Origin of the sequence: Terriglobus aquaticus (assembly GCF_025685415.1) — a bacterium.
GTDB lineage: Bacteria > Acidobacteriota > Terriglobia > Terriglobales > Acidobacteriaceae > Terriglobus > Terriglobus aquaticus.
The window spans coordinates 4,080,180-4,103,539 of record NZ_JAGSYB010000001.1 but is presented as its reverse complement, the minus strand read 5'-3'; the positions used below and the strand labels follow the sequence as shown (position 1 = coordinate 4,103,539).

The 23,360-nt window shown below is 63.8% G+C and carries 20 protein-coding genes; 8 read left to right on the top strand and 12 right to left on the bottom strand.

All coding sequences use genetic code 11. The annotated features are described in order from the left end of the window. Position 1: 1 nt before the first annotated feature. Entirely contained in the window at positions 2-481 is a 480-nt protein-coding gene (locus tag OHL12_RS17025; RefSeq protein ID WP_263415011.1) for a nucleoside deaminase, read from the bottom strand. A gap of 154 nt (positions 482-635) precedes the next feature. Between OHL12_RS17025 and OHL12_RS17020 the strand changes: the two genes are divergently transcribed. Then, on the top strand, positions 636-2,009 hold the full coding sequence (locus tag OHL12_RS17020; protein WP_263415010.1) for an NAD-dependent succinate-semialdehyde dehydrogenase: 1,374 nt from the start codon (positions 636-638) through the stop codon (positions 2,007-2,009). A gap of 77 nt (positions 2,010-2,086) precedes the next feature. On the opposite strand, the gene OHL12_RS17015 is transcribed toward OHL12_RS17020, so the two are convergent. From OHL12_RS17015 to OHL12_RS17005, 3 genes are all read right to left on the bottom strand, one after another. After that, a complete protein-coding gene (locus OHL12_RS17015; protein WP_263415009.1) occupies positions 2,087-5,023 on the bottom strand; it encodes a TonB-dependent receptor in 2,937 nt (978 codons plus the stop codon). A 120-nt stretch (positions 5,024-5,143) separates the two neighbouring features. Then, entirely contained in the window at positions 5,144-6,397 is a 1,254-nt protein-coding gene (locus OHL12_RS17010; RefSeq protein WP_263415008.1) for a DUF5666 domain-containing protein, read from the bottom strand. A gap of 135 nt (positions 6,398-6,532) precedes the next feature. After that, positions 6,533-7,330 (bottom strand): NIPSNAP family protein, encoded by a 798-nt coding sequence (locus tag OHL12_RS17005; RefSeq protein ID WP_263415007.1) that lies wholly within the window; start codon positions 7,328-7,330, stop codon positions 6,533-6,535. A gap of 43 nt (positions 7,331-7,373) precedes the next feature. Between OHL12_RS17005 and OHL12_RS17000 the strand changes: the two genes are divergently transcribed. After that, entirely contained in the window at positions 7,374-8,279 is a 906-nt protein-coding gene (locus OHL12_RS17000; protein ID WP_263415006.1) for a S1/P1 nuclease, read from the top strand. A gap of 24 nt (positions 8,280-8,303) precedes the next feature. Here OHL12_RS17000 and OHL12_RS16995 read toward each other — a convergent pair whose 3' ends face one another. Genes OHL12_RS16995 through bla form a run of 3 tightly spaced genes read right to left on the bottom strand, consistent with a single transcriptional unit; the run spans position 8,304 to position 10,927 of the window. Continuing rightward, positions 8,304-9,143: a glycosyltransferase family 2 protein gene (locus tag OHL12_RS16995; protein WP_263415005.1), complete on the bottom strand. Its 840-nt coding sequence runs from the start codon at positions 9,141-9,143 to the stop codon at positions 8,304-8,306. Between the two features lie 44 nt (positions 9,144-9,187). Next, positions 9,188-10,015 carry a PIG-L family deacetylase gene (locus tag OHL12_RS16990; protein WP_263415004.1) on the bottom strand — a complete coding sequence of 276 codons (828 nt, stop codon included), beginning with the start codon at positions 10,013-10,015 and terminating at the stop codon, positions 9,188-9,190. Then, the gene (gene bla / locus OHL12_RS16985) at positions 10,016-10,927 is read right to left on the bottom strand and encodes a class A beta-lactamase (RefSeq protein ID WP_263415003.1); all 912 of its coding nucleotides are present in this window, start codon (positions 10,925-10,927) and stop codon (positions 10,016-10,018) included. Between the two features lie 148 nt (positions 10,928-11,075). Between bla and OHL12_RS16980 the strand changes: the two genes are divergently transcribed. After that, positions 11,076-13,628 (top strand): amylo-alpha-1,6-glucosidase, encoded by a 2,553-nt coding sequence (locus tag OHL12_RS16980; protein WP_263415002.1) that lies wholly within the window; start codon positions 11,076-11,078, stop codon positions 13,626-13,628. 103 nt (positions 13,629-13,731) lie between these two features. On the opposite strand, the gene OHL12_RS16975 is transcribed toward OHL12_RS16980, so the two are convergent. Further along, positions 13,732-14,817: an MlaD family protein gene (locus OHL12_RS16975; RefSeq protein ID WP_263415001.1), complete on the bottom strand. Its 1,086-nt coding sequence runs from the start codon at positions 14,815-14,817 to the stop codon at positions 13,732-13,734. Between the two features lie 119 nt (positions 14,818-14,936). Continuing rightward, complete coding sequence (gene acpS, locus OHL12_RS16970; RefSeq protein WP_263415000.1) at positions 14,937-15,317, bottom strand: holo-ACP synthase; 381 nt, start codon at positions 15,315-15,317, stop codon at positions 14,937-14,939. Between the two features lie 86 nt (positions 15,318-15,403). On the opposite strand from acpS, the gene OHL12_RS16965 reads away from it, so the two are divergent. Beyond that, complete coding sequence (locus OHL12_RS16965) at positions 15,404-15,850, top strand: hypothetical protein (RefSeq protein WP_263414999.1); 447 nt, start codon at positions 15,404-15,406, stop codon at positions 15,848-15,850. A 153-nt stretch (positions 15,851-16,003) separates the two neighbouring features. Here OHL12_RS16965 and ftsH read toward each other — a convergent pair whose 3' ends face one another. Beyond that, complete coding sequence (ftsH, locus tag OHL12_RS16960) at positions 16,004-17,923, bottom strand: ATP-dependent zinc metalloprotease FtsH (protein WP_263414998.1); 1,920 nt, start codon at positions 17,921-17,923, stop codon at positions 16,004-16,006. A 212-nt stretch (positions 17,924-18,135) separates the two neighbouring features. Beyond that, the gene (tilS, locus tag OHL12_RS16955; protein WP_263414997.1) at positions 18,136-19,221 is read right to left on the bottom strand and encodes a tRNA lysidine(34) synthetase TilS; all 1,086 of its coding nucleotides are present in this window, start codon (positions 19,219-19,221) and stop codon (positions 18,136-18,138) included. 54 nt (positions 19,222-19,275) lie between these two features. Here tilS and OHL12_RS16950 point away from each other — a divergent pair, with 54 nt between their 5' ends. Next, entirely contained in the window at positions 19,276-19,734 is a 459-nt protein-coding gene (locus tag OHL12_RS16950) for a GNAT family N-acetyltransferase (protein WP_263414996.1), read from the top strand. Between the two features lie 25 nt (positions 19,735-19,759). Here OHL12_RS16950 and OHL12_RS16945 read toward each other — a convergent pair whose 3' ends face one another. Continuing rightward, positions 19,760-20,239 (bottom strand): GatB/YqeY domain-containing protein, encoded by a 480-nt coding sequence (locus OHL12_RS16945; RefSeq protein WP_263414995.1) that lies wholly within the window; start codon positions 20,237-20,239, stop codon positions 19,760-19,762. A gap of 76 nt (positions 20,240-20,315) precedes the next feature. Here OHL12_RS16945 and OHL12_RS16940 point away from each other — a divergent pair, with 76 nt between their 5' ends. From OHL12_RS16940 to OHL12_RS16930, 3 genes are all read left to right on the top strand, one after another. After that, positions 20,316-21,608 carry a pyridoxal-phosphate-dependent aminotransferase family protein gene (locus tag OHL12_RS16940; RefSeq protein ID WP_263414994.1) on the top strand — a complete coding sequence of 431 codons (1,293 nt, stop codon included), beginning with the start codon at positions 20,316-20,318 and terminating at the stop codon, positions 21,606-21,608. Positions 21,609-21,717: 109 nt separating this feature from the next. Then, positions 21,718-22,098: a hypothetical protein gene (locus OHL12_RS16935; protein ID WP_263414993.1), complete on the top strand. Its 381-nt coding sequence runs from the start codon at positions 21,718-21,720 to the stop codon at positions 22,096-22,098. 3 nt (positions 22,099-22,101) lie between these two features. After that, entirely contained in the window at positions 22,102-23,301 is a 1,200-nt protein-coding gene (locus OHL12_RS16930; protein ID WP_263414992.1) for a glutathionylspermidine synthase family protein, read from the top strand. Positions 23,302-23,360: the final 59 nt, after the last annotated feature.

Here is a 23,360-nt window from a genome sequence, read left to right as displayed (position 1 = left end):
GTCAGTAGTCGATCCTTTTCTCGCTTTCGCGCCAGGCCGCAAACGACTCCTGGGCCTCATCCCGCAGCATCTGGTGCGCAGGCAGACGGCGCTCTTCCGCCGGCCGCCTCATCTCTTCATAGAGGAAGTTGTCGTCGAAGCCGGCGTCTGCCGCGTCGCGCGCGCTGTTGCCGAAGTAGATGGTCCGGCAACGTGCCCAGTTGATGGCGGCCAGGCACATAGGGCATGGCTCACAACTGGTGTACACGTCGCAGTCGCTCAACTGAAACGTCTGCAGCTTCGCACACGCCGCACGGATGGCGTTCACCTCGGCATGTGCGGTGGGATCGTTGGTGCGTGTCACGGAGTTCGCTTCGGCCGCGATCACCTCGCCGTTGCGCACCACCACCGCTCCAAACGGCCCGCCGCGATGGCCGGTTACATTTTCCGTGGCGATCTGGATGGCCATGCGCATGAAGCGTGGATCAGGCAAAGAGGACATTCGCCCTCAGTATCGCAAATCAGGGCGGTGGACCGACATGCCGCAGCTTGTTGGAGCCACCCGGCAGCCGAGTTTGCTACGGTAGAAGGCACCCGCGCCCGGGTCTGTCGGCTCACGATCCGAGGTCTCAGTTCCGAACGCGCTCCGCTCGCCCATGGCCATTCAGTCGATCAATCCCGCTACCGGCTCTGTCCTCCGCACCTTTCCAGCGCTGAGCGAACAGGCCATGCGCGACAAGATCGACGTGTGTGCGCGTGCCTTCGACGAGCACCGCCGGCTGCCGCTGGAGCACCGTGCGCTGTGCATGCGCAAACTCGCCACGCTGCTGGAAGAAGAGCGGGCCGACCTGGCGCGCATCATCACGCTGGAGATGGGCAAGCCGATCGCCGCCGCAGGTGCAGAGATCGACAAGTGCATCGATGCCTGCCGCTACTTCGCGCAAAACGCCGCTCGCTTCCTGGCGCCGGAGGTCCTGCGTAACGAGACCGCGCCTACCGGCCAGGCCTATGTGCAATACGAGCCGCTGGGCATGCTGCTGGCCGTCATGCCCTGGAACTTCCCATTCTGGCAAGTCTTTCGCTTCGCCGTCCCTGCCCTGCTCGCCGGCAATACGGTGCTGCTGAAGAACGCTCCCAGCGTCCCACAGTGCGCCCTGCAGATTGAGGGGCTGTTTCGCCGTGCCGGATTCCTGCGGGGCGTACTCAGTACGCTGCTGGTGGAAGTTCCTGCGGTGGAAGCGATCCTGAACGACAGCCGTGTGCGCGGCGCTACGCTGACTGGCAGCGAAGGCGCGGGTCGCGCCATCGCCGCGCAGAGTGGATGGCTGCTGAAGAAGACGGTGCTGGAACTTGGCGGCAGCGACCCCTTCATCGTCATGCCATCCGCCAACGTGGAAGCCGCCGCCGAAGCGGCCGTGAAGGCTCGCATGGTCAACGGTGGCCAGTCCTGCGTTGCTGCCAAGCGCTTCATTGTGCAGAACGAAGTCTTTGGAGAGTTCCAGCAGCGCTTTGTTGCTGGCATGGAGCGTCTGCGCATTGGCGATCCCATGAAGCCGGAGATTGAAGTGGGACCTCTCAGCAGCGCTAGAGCGGTGCAGGTGCTGGAAGAACAGATCCGCGATGCTGTGGCCGCGGGCGGGCGCATCCTTACCGGCGGCACGCGCATGGTCGGCAACGGCTACTTCTTCGAGCCGACGGTGATCGTCAACGTTCCACGCAGCTCGCCCGTCTACCGGCAGGAGATCTTCGGCCCCGTCGCCATGCTGTTCCGTGCCAACGACGTGCAGGAAGCGCTCACCATCGCGAACGACACGCCCTTTGGCCTGGGTGCGTCGGTGTGGACTGCCGACCCGGTCGAGCAGGAGGCGCTGCTGAATGGCATCGAGGCCGGCATGGTCTACCTGAATCAGCCCGTTGCCAGCGACCCGCGCTATCCATTCGGCGGAATCAAGAACTCCGGCTATGGCCGCGAGCTCGGCCCGGCCGGCATCCGCGAGTTCCTGAACGCAAAGACGGTCGTCATCGCGTAATTTCTCTGTACGCAACGGAAGCGCAAGCGAAACGGCCCGCTCAGTGAGCGGGCCGTTCGTCTGCGTTCTCCGATTTCCTAGAAGCTGAAGTTCGCCTGTAGGAAGATGCGGCGAACCGCCGAACCCGAGGAGAACGGTCCACCGGCCAGCGACTGCGACAGGCCGAAGAGGCTCTGCGACTGGAGGAAGTTGCCGTTGGCATCGCGCACCACCGTGCTCAGGTTGCCGTTTGGCGGAGCGTAGTTCACGTTGTTGAACAGGTTGATCAACTGCGCGCCGAGCGACACGGTGTACTTGCGGTCGGAGCGAACGTTGCCGCCACCAAACATGCCTCCGGGTCCGCCACCACCCGGGCCGCCGCGGCCGCCGCGGCCACCGCGACCGCCGCCCTGATCCGCACCGGCGGCCTGACCCGTCTTTGGACCGAAGCCGAAGGCACGCACCACGCGCATATTGACCGTAACGTTGGCCGGACCAACGCAGTAACCCTGCGGAACGCGAGTGTAGGTATCGGTGATCGTGTTGGGTGACGTGAAGTTGTTCGGATTGCGGCAGCTGCCACCCGTAATCCCCGATGCAAATTCGCCGCGGTCGTTGATGATCGAATCGCCGTTGGTGTCAGTACCCGTGGTGATGTTGTACGGCGTTCCCGAATTCGCGATCATGAACGGGCTGACCGTGAACTTGAACGGAGCACTCCAGTTTCCCGAAACAAACAGGCGGCTGCGATTGCCCCAGCTCGGACGCCCGTAGTCCACGTGCGGGTCCAGGCTGGTCTCAAACGTGTCCGGGCCGTTGCTGTTGCTGTTCGCATAGTTCAGGGCGTAGAAGCCGAAGACTGAGAACTTGGGCGAGATCGGCGCACGTCCGTTGATCAGCAATTGATTCTGGCGCGAGTAACCCTCAGACTGGTACTGGTACTGCAGGTTGGTACCAACCGTGGGCAGGCTGCGCGAAAAGTACTGATGCATGCCGATCGTGTTGATGTAGGTAGCGGAGATGGTTGCGTGACCCGGCAACTGCTGGTCGACACCAGCCGCAATCTGCTGGTTGTACGCGCTGCGCAGGTTCGAAGCCCGCGAGTAGATCGTGTTGGCGGAGGTCAGGCCCTGGCCGCACGCGGCGGTGCTTCCCGGCGCACACCCCGGCAGCGTTGCGTTCGCAGCCGCACGAAACAACTGCTGCGTGGAGTTGGTGCCGTTCTGCTGAATCGTGTTGATGATGTCGCCGATGTTGAACCGGTCGTAGAAGATGCCGTATCCAAGCCGCAACACCGTGATCGGATTGCCGCCCTTGTGGGGAATGCCGTAGTTCGCACTCAGGCGCGGCGCCAGATCGTGTGAGCTGTTGATGCCGCCCTGTGCCTCGTAGCGCAGGCCGTAGGTCAGGGTCAGATTCGGCCTGGCCTTCCAGTCGTCCTCGGCATACAGGCCCACGTCGGTTGTCTGCCCGCTGACCTTGGGGTTCGCGTAGGTGGTTACCGCAAACTGGAACGGCTGATTGTTCAAGTAGTCGCTGATGCTCTTGTACGAGAACGTTCCGTTCGCATTCGAATCCGTGAACTGCGCGCGACGGTTAGTGCGGGTGCGCAGGCCGGCGCGGATGAAGTTCTTCTGCAACTGAATCGACGTGTAGTTCTGCACCTCGATGTGGTCGGAGGTGTAGGTCTGCACGCCGGCGGAGCTGCCGCCGCCGGTGAAGTAGCCAATCACGCTAAGGGTGGGCGAGGTGGAGTTCGGCAACTGCTTGTACTGCGCACGGTCGAACTCAAAGCGCGTTTCGTTGATGACCTTAGGGCTGAAGATCTGGGTGTCGCTCAACTGGATCGTGTTTTCGCGCGAGTTTGTACTGGAGCCCACGCTCTGCAGGTTCAGCCCGCCCACGCCGCTGTTGGTCTGATCGTTGTGCTCCAGTTCGTACCGCGCGGTCAGTGTGTTCTTGTCAGAAATTGCAAAGTCCAGACGCGGCGAGAAGTCATAACGCTCTTGCGGGGTAAAGATTGCACGGGAGTTGGGCGGCAGCGCGAATGCGCTGCAGCCGGCTCCCGACCCTGGAGCGCATAGATTCGTGTCGTTCGCACCGGTGCTGGCGATCTTGCCCGCGAACACGCTGTTGTTCTGAATGGTGCGCTGGCTGCCCGACAGATTGAACGAAGCCTTCTTCGAGAGCGAACCCGAGAGCGTTCCCAGGAAGAAGATCTGGTGGTAGTCCGGCTGGCTTCCACCCTGAAGGAACGGCGTGACCGTGTTGAACGACTTGTCCATGCCTTGCAGGCTGAAATTGCCGTGCAGCTTGTCCGTTCCCGGCTTGGTCAGGATCTCGATGCGTCCGAAACCCGCCCGGTCGTACTGCGCCGAAAACGGGTTCTGATTGATACGAACTTCGCGGATCGCGGACTTGGGCGGCAACTGGCCGCCGGTGAAGCCGTCCACGTAGATCTGACCCCCGTTGGGACCGGCTGCCGGTCCTGCCAGCGCAGATAATTCATTCGACAGCTCGTCCGGATCGTCTGACAGCGACTCTAGGTCGGACCCCTTCAACGTAACGGCGCTGCCGTTGTTATCGGGATCGACCGAGACCGTGTTGTCACTGGTGGTTACCGTAATGGTCGTCGACTGCTGCTCGATGCTGAGCTTGACGTTGATGCTGACCGGCTGACCGCCCACCCGGACATTTGGCCGCACAAACGACCCAAACCCCGGCATGGTCACGGTCACGGTGTACACGCCCGCCGGCACTGCCTCCAGGCTGAACGAGCCATCCACGCCGGACTTCGTGGTCACTGCCGCGACTTTGCCCGACGGCTGCAGCGTAACGGTGGCGCCGGGGATCGCAGCGCCGTCCGGATCCAGGACCGAACCCTTTACGGACGCGCCGGTTTGCACACCAGTCTGTGCTCCCGCCGGCGCAACCTGGCCATGCAGCGCGTTACCCGATATTAGGGTGGCACTCACGGCGAGCGAACTGCCCACCATCAGGGCCGCAACTTTTGAACTCCACATGCGAAACGTCATTCTTCTCCTAACCGTGCAAACCCGGGGCACAGCGCGGCATATCGCGGCGCGGGCCGCTTCGGGGGAAACCATGCAGACCGAACGAAAGCAGCGTTCGAACTCCGCTGCTGCAATGCAGTGTTACTGCGGACCGGCACCTTCGCCGCCGCCCTCACCACCGCCCAGGCTCCAGGGCGAGATGCTGAAAGAATTCGCTCCACCCTGCGGCGATGCCGCCAGCAGAGGCTCAACACCGGAAAGCAACGTGATGGCGGTGAGATTTCCCGCAGGTCCGCTTGCACCGGACGCCACCACCATGACGGCCTCGCCTGTCTTCAGGTCGGCCAACGTGGCCTTGGGCAAACGCGTGATCACCTGGGACAGGTCGCCGCTACGGCCGCCAGCCGGCCGTCCCGCAACTCCTGCCGGACCACCAGAACCACCAGCGCCACGCGCTGCACCGCCGGGAGCACCTTCGCCGCTGTTAGCTGCCGCGCTCACTCCGCCTGCACCCTGCCGCGCGCCGGCAGACCCGGCCGCAGCGTCAGTTCCGCCCTGCCCTGCAGCCCCACCCCGGGCGCGCGCCGCAAAGCGTGCCGCCATCTCCGCCGGGAGGGAGCGCAGATCCGACTCACCCGTAATCGCGATTGTGACCGGCTTCTTGGTCGCCAAGTCGTTCAGCGTAACGGTGTTCGCCCCGGAGTCGACCCGCGTGATCAGGCCGGCCACATTGCGAAACGCTCCTGACACAATCTCGTCCGCGGCGATGGTGCTGCCATCCGATGACTTGTCGCCGCGCACCCGGACCTGGTCGCCGGGATGGATGTCGTCGATCTTGCTGAGGCTCGCCTCTTCAAACTTCACCGAACCCGGCGCGTACCGCCGGAAGACGGTGGATGGGGTGGTAGTGATCGTCTCCTTGTGCGTACCGGAGGTGACGGTCAGCGTGTGCGCTGCAGGATCGACCGCCTCGACGATGCCACCCGAACCGCGCCGCTGCCAGTCCTGTTGGCGAGACGCATTGTTCTGCGCAATCGCTCCGCTCTTCATCAGGACGACGCGCAACGCGGTCGCCGTGCCGTTGTCGCCAGCGCGCCCTGAGACCAGGGCACGATCACCTTCTGCAATGTCGGTGACCGAAGCCGGCTGCGCCGTCTTCAGATCGGTGCTACCCGGTGCAAGCTGTAGCACCCGGACGTTAGCCGGTAGCGTGTAGGAAACGCTTCCACCCTTATCGCTGTTCAGCGAAAGCGTGCCCGCGCTCACCGACTGCACGGTCCCAACCGAGGTCTGCACCGCGGACGCCCCTGGCTGCGCGCCCGTCGCCGCTGCCTGGGCAAGCAGCACGCTGGAAGCGGCGGGAACTACTGCCGCCGCCACAACACACCGCGTCAATGCTGTTTGTATGCGCATCGAAAGACCTTTCGACCGGACTAACCCTCGGCGCTCACGTGAGCGCTCCCGCCGGTCTAGCAGGTAGGACGACATGCCGATGCTGAAAGTTTCCGTTTTCTACCGGGTTCTGATCCCCTAGATGGCGGAAAACGACTTCGGACTAAGTACCAGATTGCTGATATTGCTGACCAGGTCTTCCCCACTGAACCGCGGGTCTGCCTGCAGCTTCTTCCAGTCCGGGTTGACCCGAAACTGGTTCCAGCGAGCCTCCAGGTCGGAGAGGCTGTCAAAGCGCAGCATGTAGGTAAGCGCCGGCATGCGCGGGCCGACCACTACCTGCGAATAGAACACCGCTGGCATGCCACACGCCGCGAAGATCTCAAACTCGCCCGAGTGGAACATCTGCACCTTGCGCACGTGGTCCGCGACCGACGGGCTCTCGTACGTGCGCAGTTGCAAGATGCGCTTGCCTTTCGCAGGTACGGTGAGTACCGGGTGACCCGCAAAGGCGTATAGCAGGGTGTCCTCGACGCGCTGAAAGGAAGGAGTTGCGGCAGCGGCAGACTGGAACGGTCCGGCGGCGCGGGCAAACTCCGCGTCTGCGGTTAGTTCCTCCTGCAGCTTCAGAAGCTTCGCGGCATTCGTATGCCGCAGCAGGAGGTAGTCGGCCGGCGTTTCCGGGCCGTACTCCAGGCCAAAGACTCCCACGTCGCGATGGCCCAGCCGGGTCAGCGCCGGCAGCATCACGGTTTCCAGGAAGCGGTCGCACCCGGCTGCCTGCGCACGCGTAATGGAGTACTTGCGCAGGAGGTAGAACTCGCGTTCACTGCTTTGCGGATTCGCCTGCATACTGCCTTCTGCCTCCGTCGTGTTGCTCCACAGCCCCAGCGTCGCCGCACCTGCGGCAGCGCCCAGGAACTCCCTTCGCTCCATGCTCTTCACCTCGCGCTTACAGGAAGGAGTGTAGAGCAACGGTATGCTGTTGGGCATGGTCTCCCGTCTGCACACCCTGCCGCGCCGCGCCGTTCTCTGTGCTGCCCTTCTGCTGCCCTGCCTCACGACTCCGGCCCACGCTTGGGGACCGCAGGGTCATAAGCTGGTCGCGATGGTCGCCATGGAACACCTGACGCCGACGGCGAAGAAGAACATCAAGTTTCTCCTGGGCAAGGAAACGCTAGCCGACGTGGCCTCATGGCCTGACGTGTACCGCCCTTTGGAGACCCAGACCGGGCCGTGGCACTACGTGGACATCCCCGAAGGCGCAGGTACGTACGACCGCGAACGCGACTGCCCGACGCAGCCCAACGTCAAGGCCGGGAGCCCCGGGGACAAGTGGCGCGATTGTGTCGTTGATCGCATCCTGTTTTTCGAAGGGCGAATCGGCGACGCTACGCTTGACCCCGCCGACCGCGCCATCGCCCTCAAGTACCTGGTCCACTTCGTCGGTGACATCCACCAGCCGCTGCACACCACGGGCGTGCAAAAGGGCGGCAATGGAATCACCGTCAATGTCTTCGGCAGCGACACCTGCGGAAAATACCCCTGCAACCTGCACTCGGTGTGGGACAGCGGCCTGATCCTGCACCGTCAACTAAACGACAAGCAGTACTTGGCCCTGCTGGATCACGAGTTCGCATCCACTCCGCCGGCTGCCACACCCGACGATCCCGCCACCTGGGCAAACGAGGGCAATGCTCTGCTGCCTGGACTGATGCTGCCGCAGGGCGGCGTCGTCGACCAGGCCTACTTCGACCGGGAGATCCCCGTGGTGGATCGCCAGCTCGAAGTGGCAGGGCTGCGCCTGGCTGCGGTTCTCAATCGCACGTTCACCAGCGCACCGGTCACCTTCAAGCCGGCCGCGGCAGATTCGAAGCAGTTCTAAGCGCTCGATCGCAGGCGGCCGTTCTTACGCCTGCGGCTGCTCGACCGTGAGCGGCGGCAGCGAACGCACCAGCATGCGGCGGTACCGTGCAAGCCACGTCAGAAACGCCGCGCGGCCTTGCTCTTGCAGGGCGTCATCGGCCCGCGCCTCAGCGCAGCACGATCCGGCGTGCTGGCGATAGCGCGCCACACACGCGTCATGCGCAACGACCGGGTAAGCCAGCGACACCTTGGCGTGAAACGCCTGATCGTCGTATAAGCCCCGGAACGCCTCGTCAAAGCCGCCCACGGCGCGCGCCACTGCGGTTCGCAGCAAGACGCTGCAGATGCATGGGACCTTGGACTCATCTTCGAGGTACCACTCCAGCAGCGAGCCCAGCGGCAGTACACCCAGGAACTCACCCGCTGGAACCACAGGCGGGATGTAGTTGTCGCCCCAGTCTGCCCTTCGCGCCTTTGCCTCGTTGAACGGCTCGTCCGGGTTGCACCAGCGCTCAGCCGCGCCGAAGACCATCGCGGCCTCCGGGCGCTGCGTCATCTCCCACATCTGCAGCGCGAGGCAGTCCGGCAGCCACACATCGTCGGCATCCAGAAAGGCCAGTAATTCACCGCGCGCATGGCGCAGGCCAAGGTTCCGGGACGCGCTGCTGCCGCGGTTCTCTCCGCCGGGATGCCGCAGGATGCGAATGCGGTCCGGATCGGCTTCTGCACAATCCAGCGCGATCCGCAGGCTGGAGTCTTCCGAACCGTCATCGATCAGCAGCAGCTCCCAGGAGGACATCGTCTGCGCCCGAACGCTCTCGATCGCCTCTCGCAGGTTCTGTTCGTTGTTCCACACCGGCATCAGGATCGAAACGGCCGGCACTGTTGCAGTGACGGGCCGTTGGGTACATCGCGCGTCGCTATCGCTCACCGTTGCTCCTCAAAAAGGGTGCCCGGCGCTGCGCATTGCTGCAGCAACCTGGCCACGCGGGTACCGGCAGGGGGCATTGCCCACCAGCGTTCCGCACCGGCACCGTCCTCGCACCCTTCCCCCGCGTACAGCCCCATCTCTTCGGCAACTTCTGGCGCAATCTGCGACGGGTAGTGCTTGGCGAACCGCGATTTCAGATGCCGCCCCTCCGGAATCTGTAGTCTCCAGCCAGAGAAGAGCGAAGCAGAGTTCGACGATATCGCATAGATCGTCTGTTCCTTTCGCTCTGTCGAGGAAAGCCGCGCCGCGTACGGCAGGTCTTCGTAGAAACACAGCCGCTCGGCGACACAAGCGAGCCTTGAAGCTTCGCGGCTGATGCGATGGTCAATGTGATCCCCCAGCGCCAGTGGGGCGAAGAGGAGATCGGGCTCAGGGCCGGAGGTCAGCCGGCCCGCCAAGTGGGTCGCCTGCTCCTGAACCTCGTCCGCAGTCAGAGGCGCCTCCAGCACCGCTTCCGTCCGCACGGAAAGGCGCAGCGGAGCATCCAGGTCACCCAAATCCTGCAAGATCACAGAGCCGGGTTCCCGGCCCGCCATCGCTGCTACGTCCGCGAGGAACCGCTCGTCTTCCAGCCGCCGCGCACGGCTCACGGCATCCACCAGCGGCAGTGCCGTATCTACCGTGCGCAGGTCAACGGCATAGTCGCTGCGCGTGAACACGTTCAGCACCGTTAGGCGCGCGCCCGCTCGCAACAGCGCAAGCATCGTCAAGCCGCAGGAGAACGCCGCATCATCCCGATGCGGAGAGAGGATGGTGACGTGCACCTAGCGGCCTGCCTTTGCGGACGTGGCCGCCTGAAAGATCGCCAGAGCCGCGCGACCGATCGCCCGATCCCGGGTAGCGTCATCGGCGGTGCTATCCGACAGAAAGATCGCGATCGCGAGTCGTTCACCGTCGGGCAGGGTCACCAGGCCGATGTCGTTCGTGGCGGCCGCAATCCCGTTTTCCATACCTGAGGTGCCGGTTTTGTGCGCCACCACGGTGCCGGCCGGCAGCATCGTTGCCAGCCGCGGCAGCCGAGTAGCTTGCATCCACTGCAGCAGCAGCCCCATGTGCTCCGCGTTGAGCGGAGGCTGGTCAGCCAGGCGCCTAAGCAACTGCACCGCGGCATGCGGCGAAAACCAGTCCTGGTATTGCAACCGCTCGTCGCGGTGCAGCTCGTGCTCGGTGTGCCGCAGGACGAAACCCTGTACGCCCAGCGAATGGATGTATTGCTGCACCGGCTCGGTTCCGCCGACCACGCGAAGAGCAAGGTCTGCAGCGACATTGTCGCTCTGCGAAACAGCCAATTGCAGCACCTCGCGCAGTGGAACGTCCACGTTCGCATCCGGGTACTTGTCCTGCAGCGGGCTCCAGCTTTTCGGGACGAATCGGTCCTGCGGCCCAAAGTGGACCGGCTGGTCCAACTGGAGCTTGCCTTCTTCGACCAGATGCAGAGCATAGATGCCCAACGGCAGTTTGAAGACAGACTGCATGGGCGGGTGGGCATCGGCCTCGCGGTCACACGCGAGCGGAGTATGCCGTGACCCGGAAGCCAGCGCGCAGGCCGTGTAAAGCTTGCCGCCGGACTCCTTTGCGATGAGGTCAAGCTCCGCCTGCAGCGACTGCGCGACGCATGGTCCGCTGAGCGTCAGGCCTAGCGCCAGCGCGGTGGTGGAAGAAAGATACTTTCGCATCACGGGTATGCTACGGCCCAAGTGCTGCGCGGCTCGTGCGGATGCGCTGTGGAGCATCCAGCTATGCAACGCCGCACCGGACCGGCACGGTAAGAAGAGTCTGCCCCGCTGGACAGCCGCCCCCGCACACCGTAGCGTGGAATCCGCCATGCTCCTCAGGTACGCCGCAATCGTAGGACTCTCAAGCGCAGCGCTGGGCCACGCCCAGCTCACTCCCGTAGCTCCCTTTCAGAGGCCCGACGAAGCGAGAGTCGTCAGCATCACGCAGGCTGCCATCGCGGCAAAGCCGTTGACCATCACGGGCGCGCGCGGCGCCATCCTGGGCGAACAATCCGGCGTGATCGAGCTCTGGCAGCTTCCGGTCAAGGTTTTCTCAGACCTCCACCTGAAGGCGCAACTGGACGGATACACCGTTCCCATCGACCTGAACCCGGGCGCGGCCACCGTGACCGTGCGCCCCGGTCACACGGTGCTTACCTACAGCTTTGCCGGCATTACCGTGCGACAGCACATGCTGGTCTCGCCCGCGGTGCCGGCCGGCGCGCCGCCACTGCCGTTCGATGATCCCGGTGCCATCGTCTACTTCGAGATCGACAGCGTGCGCCCGGCTACGCTCACCGTTACGCTCACGCCCAACCTGCAACAAATGTGGCCCGCGCCACAGTACGGTGTGCCCGGCGCGGGCTGGATACCGATGCCAGACTCCGCGGCGCCCAAGGACTTTCCCGGCGGAGCCTACACCGTCGCGACCGACAACCCGGCGCTCTTCGGCATGATCGGCATGCCGAAGAGCCGCCCGGGCGACATCCCGGTCTACCAGGAGCATCCGCAGACGCTGCCGCTGCAGTTCGTCGTCCGCTACGACCCCGCCGTCGATCGCGGGCGTCTGTTTCCGCTGTTGTCAGCCGTTGCCAAACCCGGCGAACGCAACTCAGCCGAAGCCTTCACCGCGATGCAGCAGCGCCTGGTGCAGCAGGCGAAGGACCTGCCCGCCATCGCGAACGCAATCGACCGCTATTACGCGCACTTCTTCGACACGCGCCTGACCGCCCACACTCCGGACCCACGCTTTGACGAAGCCCTGAAGTGGGCCGAGCTCTCCGTCGAAGACTCACAGGTGGAACACCGCACCGGCGGCCCCGGTACCGGCAAGCCCGCACTGTCAGAAACCGGCCTGGTCGCCGGCTGGTTTGGATCGTACGACTCCGCGCGGCCCGGCTTTGGCTGGTACTTCGGCCGCGACACGCTTTGGTCGCTCTACGCGATCGACAGCTATGGCGACACGGCACTGTCCAAGCGCGCGCTTGAGTTCCTGCTGCATCGCCAGCGCGCCGACGGCAAGATGATGCACGAGTTCAGCCAGATGGCCGACGACCTGCCCTCGAACATCCCGTGGGCGAGCTTCCCGTACGAATACGCCGCCGCAGATGCCACCCCGCTGTTCCTGATGGCGATGCGGGACTATGTCCGCACCAGTGGCGACACCGCCTTTCTCGCCGAGCACTGGGACGCCGTGAAGCGCGCCTGGAACTTCGAACGCACGCATGACAGCGACGGTGACGGCGTCTACGACAACTCGCAGGGCACCGGCTGGGTGGAGAACTGGCAAAGCCCCATGCCGCACCAGGAGCTGTACCTGGCCGCGCTCGATGCTGAGGCTGCGCGAGCCGTGGCCGACCTGGCCGCCCTGCAGCATGACACCGCGCTGGAGCAGGCGGGCCGGCAGAGCGCAGCTCACATTCAGAGCGTCATTGAAACATACCGCGATCCTGCAACGGGTCTCTACGCCTTCAGCAAGAACAGCAACGGCAGCTTTGACCGCACCCTGACGATCTATCCATCCGTTGCGCTGTGGGAGCCGCACGCGCCAGCCGCCGCGGCACTCACGCAACCTGCGGCCATGCTGAGCGGTTGGACCTCGCCCGATCTCGCAACCGACTGGGGCACCCGCGCCATCAGCACCGCGACCAGCTTCTACGATCCAATCAGCTACCACATGGGTTCCGTCTGGCCGCTGTTCACCGGCTGGAACGCCATGGCGCAGTACAACGCCGACCGGCCCGCAGCAGCATGGCTGACACTGCAGCAGAACCTGCGGCTCACCTGGGCGCAGGACCCCGGCACCGTAACTGAAGTGCTGTCTGGCGCCTTCTACCAGCCGCTCGGCCGATCCAGCGCACACCAACTGTGGTCCAGCGCCATGACACTAGCGCCCACCGTACGGGGTCTGTTTGGCATTCATGTGGACGCCACAACGCACACGCTGCAGGTGCACCCACATTTGCCCGCAACCTGGAACGGTGCGGAACTGCACAACATCCGCATGGGCGCAGCCCTGTACAACGTCGCGATTACCCGACGTGGCGCCAGCTACGCGGTCGCTATTACGTCCGCGGATGGAAGGCCATCGCTTCCACCTGCTGTGAGTCCCGCGCCGGCAGTGGAGTTTGAGCTGGCGGACAACCTGGCTCCTATGCCCGGGGATGCTACTCAGTTGCCGCACATCACCGATGAGGTCTACGCCGCCGATCGCACGACCTTCACGCTCGCGGCACAGGGCGGCAGCACTGTGAGCCTCCGCGTTCGCAGACGTGGCGTTCTGGAACCGGCAGCACTTCGCATCGTCATGCCGTCCGGCACGGGCTATGTCAGCCGCAATGTCACGTTGCTGGCATCGGGGCCGCTCGACGGCCAGCACTGATGATGGGTGCTTCACGCGACCCATCGAAGAAAGGAAAATCGGTCTGGAACAGAAAAGGGGGCGGCTCCGAAGAGCCGCCCCCTTCGTCATCCACACACGATGGCTAGAACACCTTGAAGTGAATCGTCAGATACTTCTTTGGGTCGGAGCGGATCGTGTTCACCAGCTGCTGGGAGTCCGTCGCCAGCTTATCGAGGTTGTGGTACAGCGCCGGATCCTTCACCAGCAGACCGGCTGTTCCCTGCCCGTTGTCGATTCCGGTCAGGATGCTGTTCAGCCGCGTGACGGTGTCGTTCAGCTTGTTCGCGAACTCCTGATTTTTGGTCAGCAGTCCCAATCCTCCCTTGCCAGCGTCCGCATCGGCCATGATGTTGTTGGCGTGCTGCAAGGTCTGATTCAGGTTGTTATAGAGCGCATCATCCTTCAGCAGCTTGCCCGCGGAACCCTTGCCTGCGTTGATGTCCGCGATCATTCCGTTCAACTGGCCCACGGACTGGTTCAGCTTGTTGTACATGGTCTCGTCGTTCAGCAGCTTGCCAATCGTGCCATGACCATCGTTCAACTTGTGCGACAGAATCTGCAACTGCCCGACGGTTTCGTTCGCGCGCTTGTACAGGGTGTCGTCGTACACCAGTTCGCCGATGGCGCCCTTGCCCTGAGAAATGTTGTCCACAATCCGGTCAAGCTTGGCAAGCGTTACGTTCAGGCTCTCGATCGTGCCTTGGCTGGCCTTCACCACGTCCTGCAGGTTAGGCGTCTCCAGGGTCTTCAGTTCGTCGCCGTCCTGCAGTTGGGGCCCGGTCGAGGTCTGCGAATTCAGGTCAACAACGGTGTCACCGAGAACACCCACCGTGGACAACGCCGACTTGGTGTCCTTGTGCAAAGCGTCAATGTACTTCTTGTCCAGCTTCATTGTCACTTCCACCGGCGTCAGCTTGCGGGTGGGATCGTTGACGACCTTTACCTGCTTCACGTTGCCGATGGTCACGCCCTGCAGGTTGACGGCCGCGCCCTCTTTGAGGCCGGAGGCATTCTCGAAGTAGCTGCGTACCGTGATCTTGTGCGTAAACACGCTGGTTCCCTGCGAGCTCGTCATCAAGAACAGCAGCAGAACAAGAAGAATGACAGCGATCAGAACAATTACGCCGACCTTGAGCTGGGACCAACGGACTTCGGTTTGACTGGGCATGCTATCCCTGGACGGCGCAGAGCGCCGACGGAAAATGTGAGCTGGTTAGTGCTCTTTGTGTGATGCTGCGAGGTGCGCTCCGGTTTCGAAACACGCCATCGCCCGCGCTCTTTCCCGAGTCAGTTTTCCAGCATGACCACCGCCAGCGCGACTTCGCGGCTGTGCGACAGCGTCAGGTGAGCGTGTGCGACACCCATGCGAGCCGCACGTTCCGCGGCCCGTCCAGTGAAATGCAGCGTGGGCCGCTGCCCGGGCAACCGTCGCACCTCGATCTCCGTCCACGCCACACCCTGGGCGATGCCGGTGCCCAGCGCCTTGGCCGCGGCCTCCTTTGCCGCGAACCTCGCCGCAAAGCTTTCCGCCGCGTTGTGGACCTTGCGCCGGCAGTACTCCACCTCGGCCGGCGTGAAGACCCGCTGCAGAAACCGTTCGCCATAACGCTCGATGGACTCCTCGATGCGACGGATTTCCATCAGGTCCGATCCTGTCCCTAAGATCATCGGCCGCTTGGCCGCCGAAAGCGAAAGCTCTGCATCCTGTTGACCGTACCATCTTCGGACGGCCCGGATGCAGCCAAAGCCAGAGATTGCCGATCTTCCCGCCGATAACTCTTTACGTGAAGAACTTTCTAACTTTGCTCAATGCGCTGCCGGGCGCCTCAGGCGATGCTGCGCATGCTCCGCAGCTTCGTCTACGTGCCGTCAGTCCCCGCAGCGGTGATGATCTGCTGCCCGGACTGCTGGACGCGATTGATCGCGCCTGCGGGTGGGTGCTCTCTCGACAGATGATCAGCGCCACATCGGTGCAGTTGCAGGTGGAAACACAAGGCAGGGCGCTGGTGGACCTGTACGCCTCCTTCCTGGGACAGGGCCTGGAACTGAGCCGTGAAAGCCACCTTCTGCTGGCCGAGCGTTGCTCGTGCGCCCACCTCCACCGCGCCGCCCGCAGGAGCATCGTGTCACTTTCGCTGGAGGTCTCCCTGCCGGCCGATCTGGCCGTCGGCGGCGAATGGGTGCGTCCGGTACTGGCGTAAGCGGCCGGGCACGAAACGCGGGCGGCAGACGTGCCAAGGAGGAGGGGTCAGCCACTCCGAAGGCTCTCGGCGACGGGTCCGCAGCGCATTCATTGTCCAAAAGCAACGAGGCAGCTCCAAGAGCTGCCTCGTCGCGTTTCTGATTGGTTGCCCTTATGCGTGCGAAGGACGACCTTCCCCGAAACCCGGAGCGCGTCCGCTCTCCGGCTTCAGGACCTTCTGCGTATCGCCATCGCCCGGCTCGGCATGAGCCAGCGGCGACTTCATCGGCGGCAAGTCCTTGCCCTCGATGATCAGGCGAATTTCATCAGCATCCAGCGTCTCGCGTTCCAGCAACAACTGGCTCATGCGGTGCATGATGTCGTGGTTGGAATCAAGAATCTGGTACGCCGAGCTGTAGCCGTCGTGAACGAACTTCTTCACTTCGGCGTCAATCTGCTCCGCGGTGTCGTCCGAGAAGTCCCGGTGCTGCTGGATTTCACGGCCAAGGAAGATTTCGCCACCTTCCTTCTTGCCGTAGGTCATCGGACCCATCTTGGACATGCCGTACTCGCACACCATGCGGCGGGCCAGGTCGGTCGCGCGCTCAATGTCGTTGCCAGCACCAGTCGTCATCTGCTTCAGGAAGATCTCCTCCGCGCAGCGACCGCCCATGAAGATGGCAAGCTGCGACTCCAGGTAGTCCCGCGTCACGGTGTGCTTGTCTTCCTGCGGCAGGTGCATGGTCACACCTAGCGCCATGCCGCGCGGGATGATCGTCACCTTGTGCAGCGGGTCGGAGTGGTCGCGCATTGCCGCGACCAGAACGTGGCCGGCCTCGTGGTACGCCGTCACCTTCTTTTCCTCGTCCGAAAGCAGCATGCTCTTGCGCTCGGCACCCATCAGCACCTTGTCCTTCGCGACCTCAAAGTCGTACATGTGTACGGCCTTGCGGTTGTAGCGCGCCGCGGTCAGGGCAGCTTCATTGACCATGTTGGCCAGGTCGGCGCCGCTGAAACCCGGTGTGCCACGGGCCAGAACGTTCAGGTTCACGTCGTCCGCCATCGGAACCTTCTTGGCATGAACGCGCAGAACTTCCTCGCGGCCACGTATGTCCGGACGGTCGACGATCACGCGGCGGTCGAAGCGGCCCGGACGCAGCAGAGCCGGATCGAGAACGTCAGGCCGGTTTGTCGCGGCGATCAGGATCACGCCCTCGTTCGACTCGAAGCCGTCCATCTCGACGAGTAACTGGTTCAGCGTCTGCTCACGCTCGTCGTGTCCGCCGCCCAGGCCGGCGCCACGGTGACGACCGACCGCATCGATTTCATCGATAAAAATGATGCAAGGCGCGTTCTTCTTGCCCTGCTCAAACAGGTCGCGAACGCGGCTCGCACCCACGCCGACGAACATCTCGACGAAGTCGGAACCGGAGATCGAGAAGAACGGAACGTTCGCCTCGCCGGCCACAGCGCGGGCCAGCAGGGTCTTACCAGTTCCCGGAGGTCCGACCAGCAGCACACCCTTGGGGATGCGGCCGCCCAGCTTCTGGAACTTCTGCGACTCGCGCAGGAACTCGATGATCTCCTTCAGTTCTTCCTTCGCCTCGTTCACGCCGGCGACGTCCTTAAAGGTGACCTTCTTCTGCTGCAGGCTCAACAGGCGAGCGCGGCTCTTGCCGAAGCTCAGCGCCTTGTTGCCGCCCGACTGCATCTGCCGCATCAGGAACAGGAACAGCGCCACCATCAACAGGACCGGCGTCAACTGGATCAGAGCCGCCACCCAGAAGTTGCTGCTGGGGTCCTTGATCGTGACGTTCACGCCCTTGGTGCGCAGATTGTCGTACAGATTCGGATAATTCGCAGGAATCGTCGTGTGGAACGAGTCCTTGTTGTCCTTGTATTTGCCCGTTACCTCAGTGCCGTTGACCGTAATTTCGCTGATGCGGCCCTTGTCGGCATAGTCCTGCAACTGTGTCAGGCTGATACCGGTGTCATGCGCTCCACCGCTGGTGCGCGCGACAATCTGCCACACGGACACCAGGCAGCCGATCATCAGCACCCAGATCAGGATCGTCTTCACCGTGCTATTCAAAATTGCTACCCCTCTTTCGGCGCGCTTTAGAGGCGCCCCAGGCTGCGCACCGGCCGTGCACAACCAACCTTGATCATTAGACGCGCAAATCTCCGCTCGGACGCGGCCGGGGTTTCGTGCGCTGTTTCCGAAGATTCTACTCCCGGAATGGCCCGCGACGATGTCGCGATCTGTAACCTTTTCGTTCGGTAGTAGGACACAAGTCGGGGATGTCAGCCGCGCGACAGCCTAAGTTCCCGCACGCTGCGCTCTGCCCGCAGACCGTCCCGGAGCTGGAGGCGGCTATTGGGCCGCGAGGGGACCGTAGGGTCGGGCAAGCTGTCGGGCGGTGCCAGGCCGGCCAGTTGCAGCACGCGGGCCGTTTCCGCGGAGTTCAGCGGTACCCCCATCCGTTCTGCCGCAAACCGCAGCAGTCTGCGCCGGGCCGGCAGGTCCAGCACCTTCAGCCGCGCCAGGTCAAACGCAACCGTCTGCTCGTCCGGTGCCGTGCTCACCGCCCGGCCGCCGCCCCGCACCGGCCGGCCCGCCACTGCCAGTTCCTGGTACACCCGGACGATCTCCGGTTGCCAGCGCCGATCTTCCTCACGGGCCAGCTCGGCTGTTGCGCCCAGCGTGGCCACCACGCCCGGGTTGAACGTCCGCAGCAGCGGCATCAGCTCCGCGCGGATGCGGTTGCGCGTAAACGCCGGATCGGCGTTGGTGGCGTCCTCTCTCCAGACCTGCCCGCGGCTCTTCAGAAACGCGATCACCTGCTCCCGCGTGGCGCCCAGCAGCGGCCGGACGATCTGGCCGACGCCGCCCTCGCGGCAGGGCCGCCCGTCAGTATCGACTGGCAGCGCCGGTGCAATGCCGCCCAGGCCCTCGATCCAGGCGCCACGCAGCAGCTTCATCAACACGGTTTCGGCCTGGTCGTCCGCGGTGTGGGCCGTTGCGACACGATCCGCAGCGCCGTTCCCCAAGAGCCTCGCGAAGAACCCGAGCCGTGCATTGCGGGCCGCTTCCTCCAGCCCTTCCCCGGCGACCGCCGCGGTCGCGGGCACGTCCGCCTCCGCCTCATGCAGGGGCAGGTTTAGACGCAGGCACAACGCCCGCACGAAATCCCGGTCCGCATCGGCCTCCGACCCGCGTATGCCGTGGTGCAGGTGCGCCGCACTCAACCCAATGCCGAGGGCAGTCGCCGCCTCGTGCAAGGCCAGCAGCAGCGCCGTCGAATCCGCCCCACCTGACGCTGCCACACAGACGCGTGACCCCATGGGCAGCAGTGCAGGATTCAGTTGGAGGCTGATCGGCTTGGGCATGGCAGCAGACCTTATCGTAAGCGCCCGGCGCTACCATAAAGACAGAGGACCCGCTTGGAAGCCATTCGCCACGCCACTCCGGACGACGCCGTTCTGATCACGCAGCACCGCGCCAAGATGTTCGGCGACAACAAGTTCGCCACGCCAGAGCAGATGGACGCCATGTCCCTGGCGCACGAGCCCTGGGTGCGCAAGCGCCTGCGCGATGGCCGCTACGCGGGCGTGATCGCAGAGGAGAACGGTGAGGCCATTGCCAGCGCCGGCGTCTTCTTCGCCGACTTCCCACCGCACTGGATGGACGCTGAGCCCATGCGCCCCTACCTGCTGAACTTCTACACAGCTCCGGCGGCTCGCGGTCGCGGCATTGCCAAACAGATGCTGCAGATGCTCATCGACGAGTGCCGCAGCCGTGGCGCCAAAGCCATAACGCTGCACGCATCCAAGTTCGGCAAGCCCATCTACGAGAAGTTCGGCTTCGAAGGCACGAACGAGATGATGCTGAAGCTGAAGTAAGTCGGATGACCGCGAGGCCAGCCTCTTAAGCGGCGCTCTTTGCTAGCTCTTCCTTCAGAATGGCGCTCACCGTTTTGTTGTCGGCATGCAGGCCGCTGGCCAGGATTCGCTGCTGCACTATGCGCATGGCAGGCCCCATGTCCTTCGGCCCGGGCGTGGTGCCACCCGCGGCCAGGTGCGCAACGGCTCCCTGCACCACGGCGCGGATCTCGTCTTCCCCGGCCGACTGCGGCAGGTACACCTGCAGCAGCTTGATCTCGTCCTGCTCCTTTTGCGCCAGCTCCGGACGGTTCCCCTTGGCGAACTGCTCGGCGGAGTCCTGCCGCTGCTTGACCAGCGTGTTCAGCACGGCGACGGTTTCCGCGTCGGTCAGCGGCTCGCGCTTGTCGATCTCCTTGTTCTTGATCGCCGACTTGACCATGCGCAGCGTCTCCAGCCGCAGCGTCTCCTTCGCCTTCATCGCTTCCACGATGTCTTTGCCGATCTGCTCGCTAATGGTCGCCATGACTGTTCCTCGCTCCGTGTGCCGTCTTTCAGTGTAGCCAAGCGAAACCACACCCGTCGCTCAGTACAATCGGGGCATGATCCGGAAGATTCGCCTGTTCACGCCAGGGCCCACGCCCCTGCTGCCCGCCGCGCAGTTTGCCATGGCTGCTGCCGACATTCATCACCGCACGCCAGAGTTCCGCGCGCTGTTCACCAAGGTGCTCGCGCAACTCAAGGACTTCGTCGGCACCAAGAGCGACGTGATCGTGCTGTCGTCGTCCGGCACCGGAGCGATGGAAGCCTCGGTCTCCAACCTGACTTCGCCCGGCGACCGCGTCCTGGTCCTCAGCGCCGGTAAGTTCGGTGAGCGCTGGACCGCCCTCGCCAAGGCCTTCGGCTGCGCGGTCGACGTGGTCGAAGCTCCGTACGGTGAGACCTTCTCGATCGACAAGGTTAAGGAAGCGCTGAAGCTGGAGACCCGCGCCGTGTTCATGCAGGCGACTGAAACCAGCACCGGCGCACGCCACTGCGTTCCCGCCGTTGCCAAGCTGCTGAAAGACTCGAACTCCGAAGCCTTGCTTGTCGTCGACGCTATCACCGGTTTGGGCACCAGCCACTTCGACATGGACGGCTGGGGCGTGGACGTAATGATCGGTGGATCGCAGAAGGCTGTGATGATCCCGCCGGGACTGAGCTACCTGGCCGTGAGCGACCGCGCGTGGGACCGCATGGAAGCTACCTACAACCCGCGCTACTACTTCGATCTGCGTAAGGAACGCAAGAATGCCGTGAAGGGCGAAAGCGCCTACACGCCGCCGGTCGCGCTAATTGCCGCACTGGGTGCCGCGCTGGATTACATCGCCGCGCAGGCCGCCACGCCAGAGAACCCGGCCGGCAGCCTTGTGGAAGGCCGCAAGAAGCTCGTCGAGAACGCCGAGACGATCGCCGCGATGACCCGCGCCGCCGTCACCGCGCTCGGCTTCCGCCTCTTCGCACCGGAGTGCCCATCGGCCGCAGCCACCGCCGTCTACGCTCCGGAAGGGGTCGACTCCGGCATCATCTGCAAGGAGCTGAAAGGCCGCTTCGGCGCGACCATCACCAACGGCCAGGGCGAGATGCAGGGCAAGATCTTCCGTTTTGCGCACCTGGGCTTCTTCGATTCGCTGGACACCATCGCGCTCGTCGGCGCGCTGGAGCACGTGGTCGCGACCAAGCTGAACATGCCCGGCTTCGAATGGGGCAAGGGCCTGATCGCCGCGCAAAAGGTGCTGGCCGGACGCAAGCCGAACCAAGCCGCCGAGCAGACCTGCATATGCGGACGCACCGACGCATGCTGCAGCCTGCAGCACCCCGACTACGGCGCGGGCACGGTAAAGCCCGTCCACTAGGAACGTAGCGGTTCCGCAGGCTGGCAGGCGCGGAACCGCTTAAAGTGTTCAAACGAACTCAGCAAACAAACGAGCGGCGCATGGTGCAGAGCGATAAACTCTCTGCACCATGCGCCGTTCTGTTTCTGTTGCCGCTCCGCTCGTTGCCGCGGCTGCCGTCTCCCTGCTCACAGGCTGCCGCCCCAAAGAGATGCAACGATGTGTCGACGAAAACGGCACCGTCGTCGCCGACAACCTGTGCGACAAGCCCGGCACCGTGCAGGAGCGCCGGCCCGACGGCCACGGCGGCTTCCTCTTCATACCGCACGTATACCGGCCCTACTACGGCGGCTTCGGCGGCTACAACATCGGCGATCGCGTATCGGGCGGCAGCTTCAACGCCGTTCGCGGCACGAATTATGCTTCGCCGCTCTCGGGTGGTCACGGCTTCCTCGGCGGCCACGGCATCTCACGCGGCGGCTTCGGCAGCAGCTTTCATTCGGGGAGCTAACCCATGCATCGCTTCGAACACGCACCGCGTGCAGACTGGCGCAACAAAGTCGAGACTGCCGGACTCACTTTTCATTCGCCCGATGACCTGACCAGCGCTGTGCCGGGTGCCGTCTACTGGGACGAGTCCGCGCATTACGAGTTCACCAGCACCGAGATCGACATGCTGGAAGCGGCCGCCAACGAGCTGCAAACCATGTGCCTCGCTGCCGCGCAGCACGTGATCGATCAGAGACGCTACACCGACCTGTCGATTCCGCCCCAGGCGGTTCCGCTGATCGAGTGGGCGTGGGAGAACGAGCCGCCCGCACTCTACGGCCGCTTCGACCTGATGTACAACGGCCAGGGCTCGCCCAAGCTGCTGGAGTACAACGCCGACACGCCCACTTCCCTACTGGAAGCTGCGGTCATCCAGTGGGACTGGCTGAAGGACACCCACGCCGATGCCGACCAGTTCAATAGCCTGCATGAACGTCTGATTGCCAAGTGGCAGGACGTCGCCCCGTACCTGCGCCAGCCCGTGCACTTCGCCAGCGTCGATACCGACGAGGACATGCTCACCACCACCTACCTGCGCGATACCGCGCAGCAGGCCGGCCTGCGCACCGAGCAGTTGTTGATGCACGAGATTGGCTGGGACGACGACGCGAACCGCTTCGTCGACCTCCAGAACAACACCATCTACTCGCTCTTCAAGCTCTACCCCTGGGAGTCACTGCTCACCGAGACGTACGGCCCGGCCGCGCTCGCCTTCTATCGCAGCATCATCTGGATCGAACCCATCTGGAAAATGCTGCTCTCCAACAAGGGCATCCTGCCAATCCTGTGGGAGCTCTACCCCGACCACCCGCTGTTGCTGGAGGCGTACTTCGACGAGCCGCGCGGCATGCGCGAGTACGTCAGGAAACCGCTGCTTAGCCGCGAGGGCGCCAACATCACGACGGTCACCGCGCAGGGAACGACACAAACGCCGGGCGATTACGGCGGCGGCCGCTTCGTCTGCCAGGCGTTGGCTCCGCCGGCCTGCTTCCAGGCAGGTGGCGAGGGCATTCGCTTGTACGGCCAGCCCGGCACTGCGGATCTCCGTTATCCCGTCCTCGGGCTGTGGATGATCGATCAGGAGTGCGGTGGCATGGGCGTGCGCGAATCACGAACACCGGTCACCGGCAATCTCAGCAGCTTCGTACCCCACTTGTTCCGCTGAACTGCGTGCCTCCCCGTTCGCCGCTGCCCTCCAAAAGGACGACGCCAAAATCGGTCGCA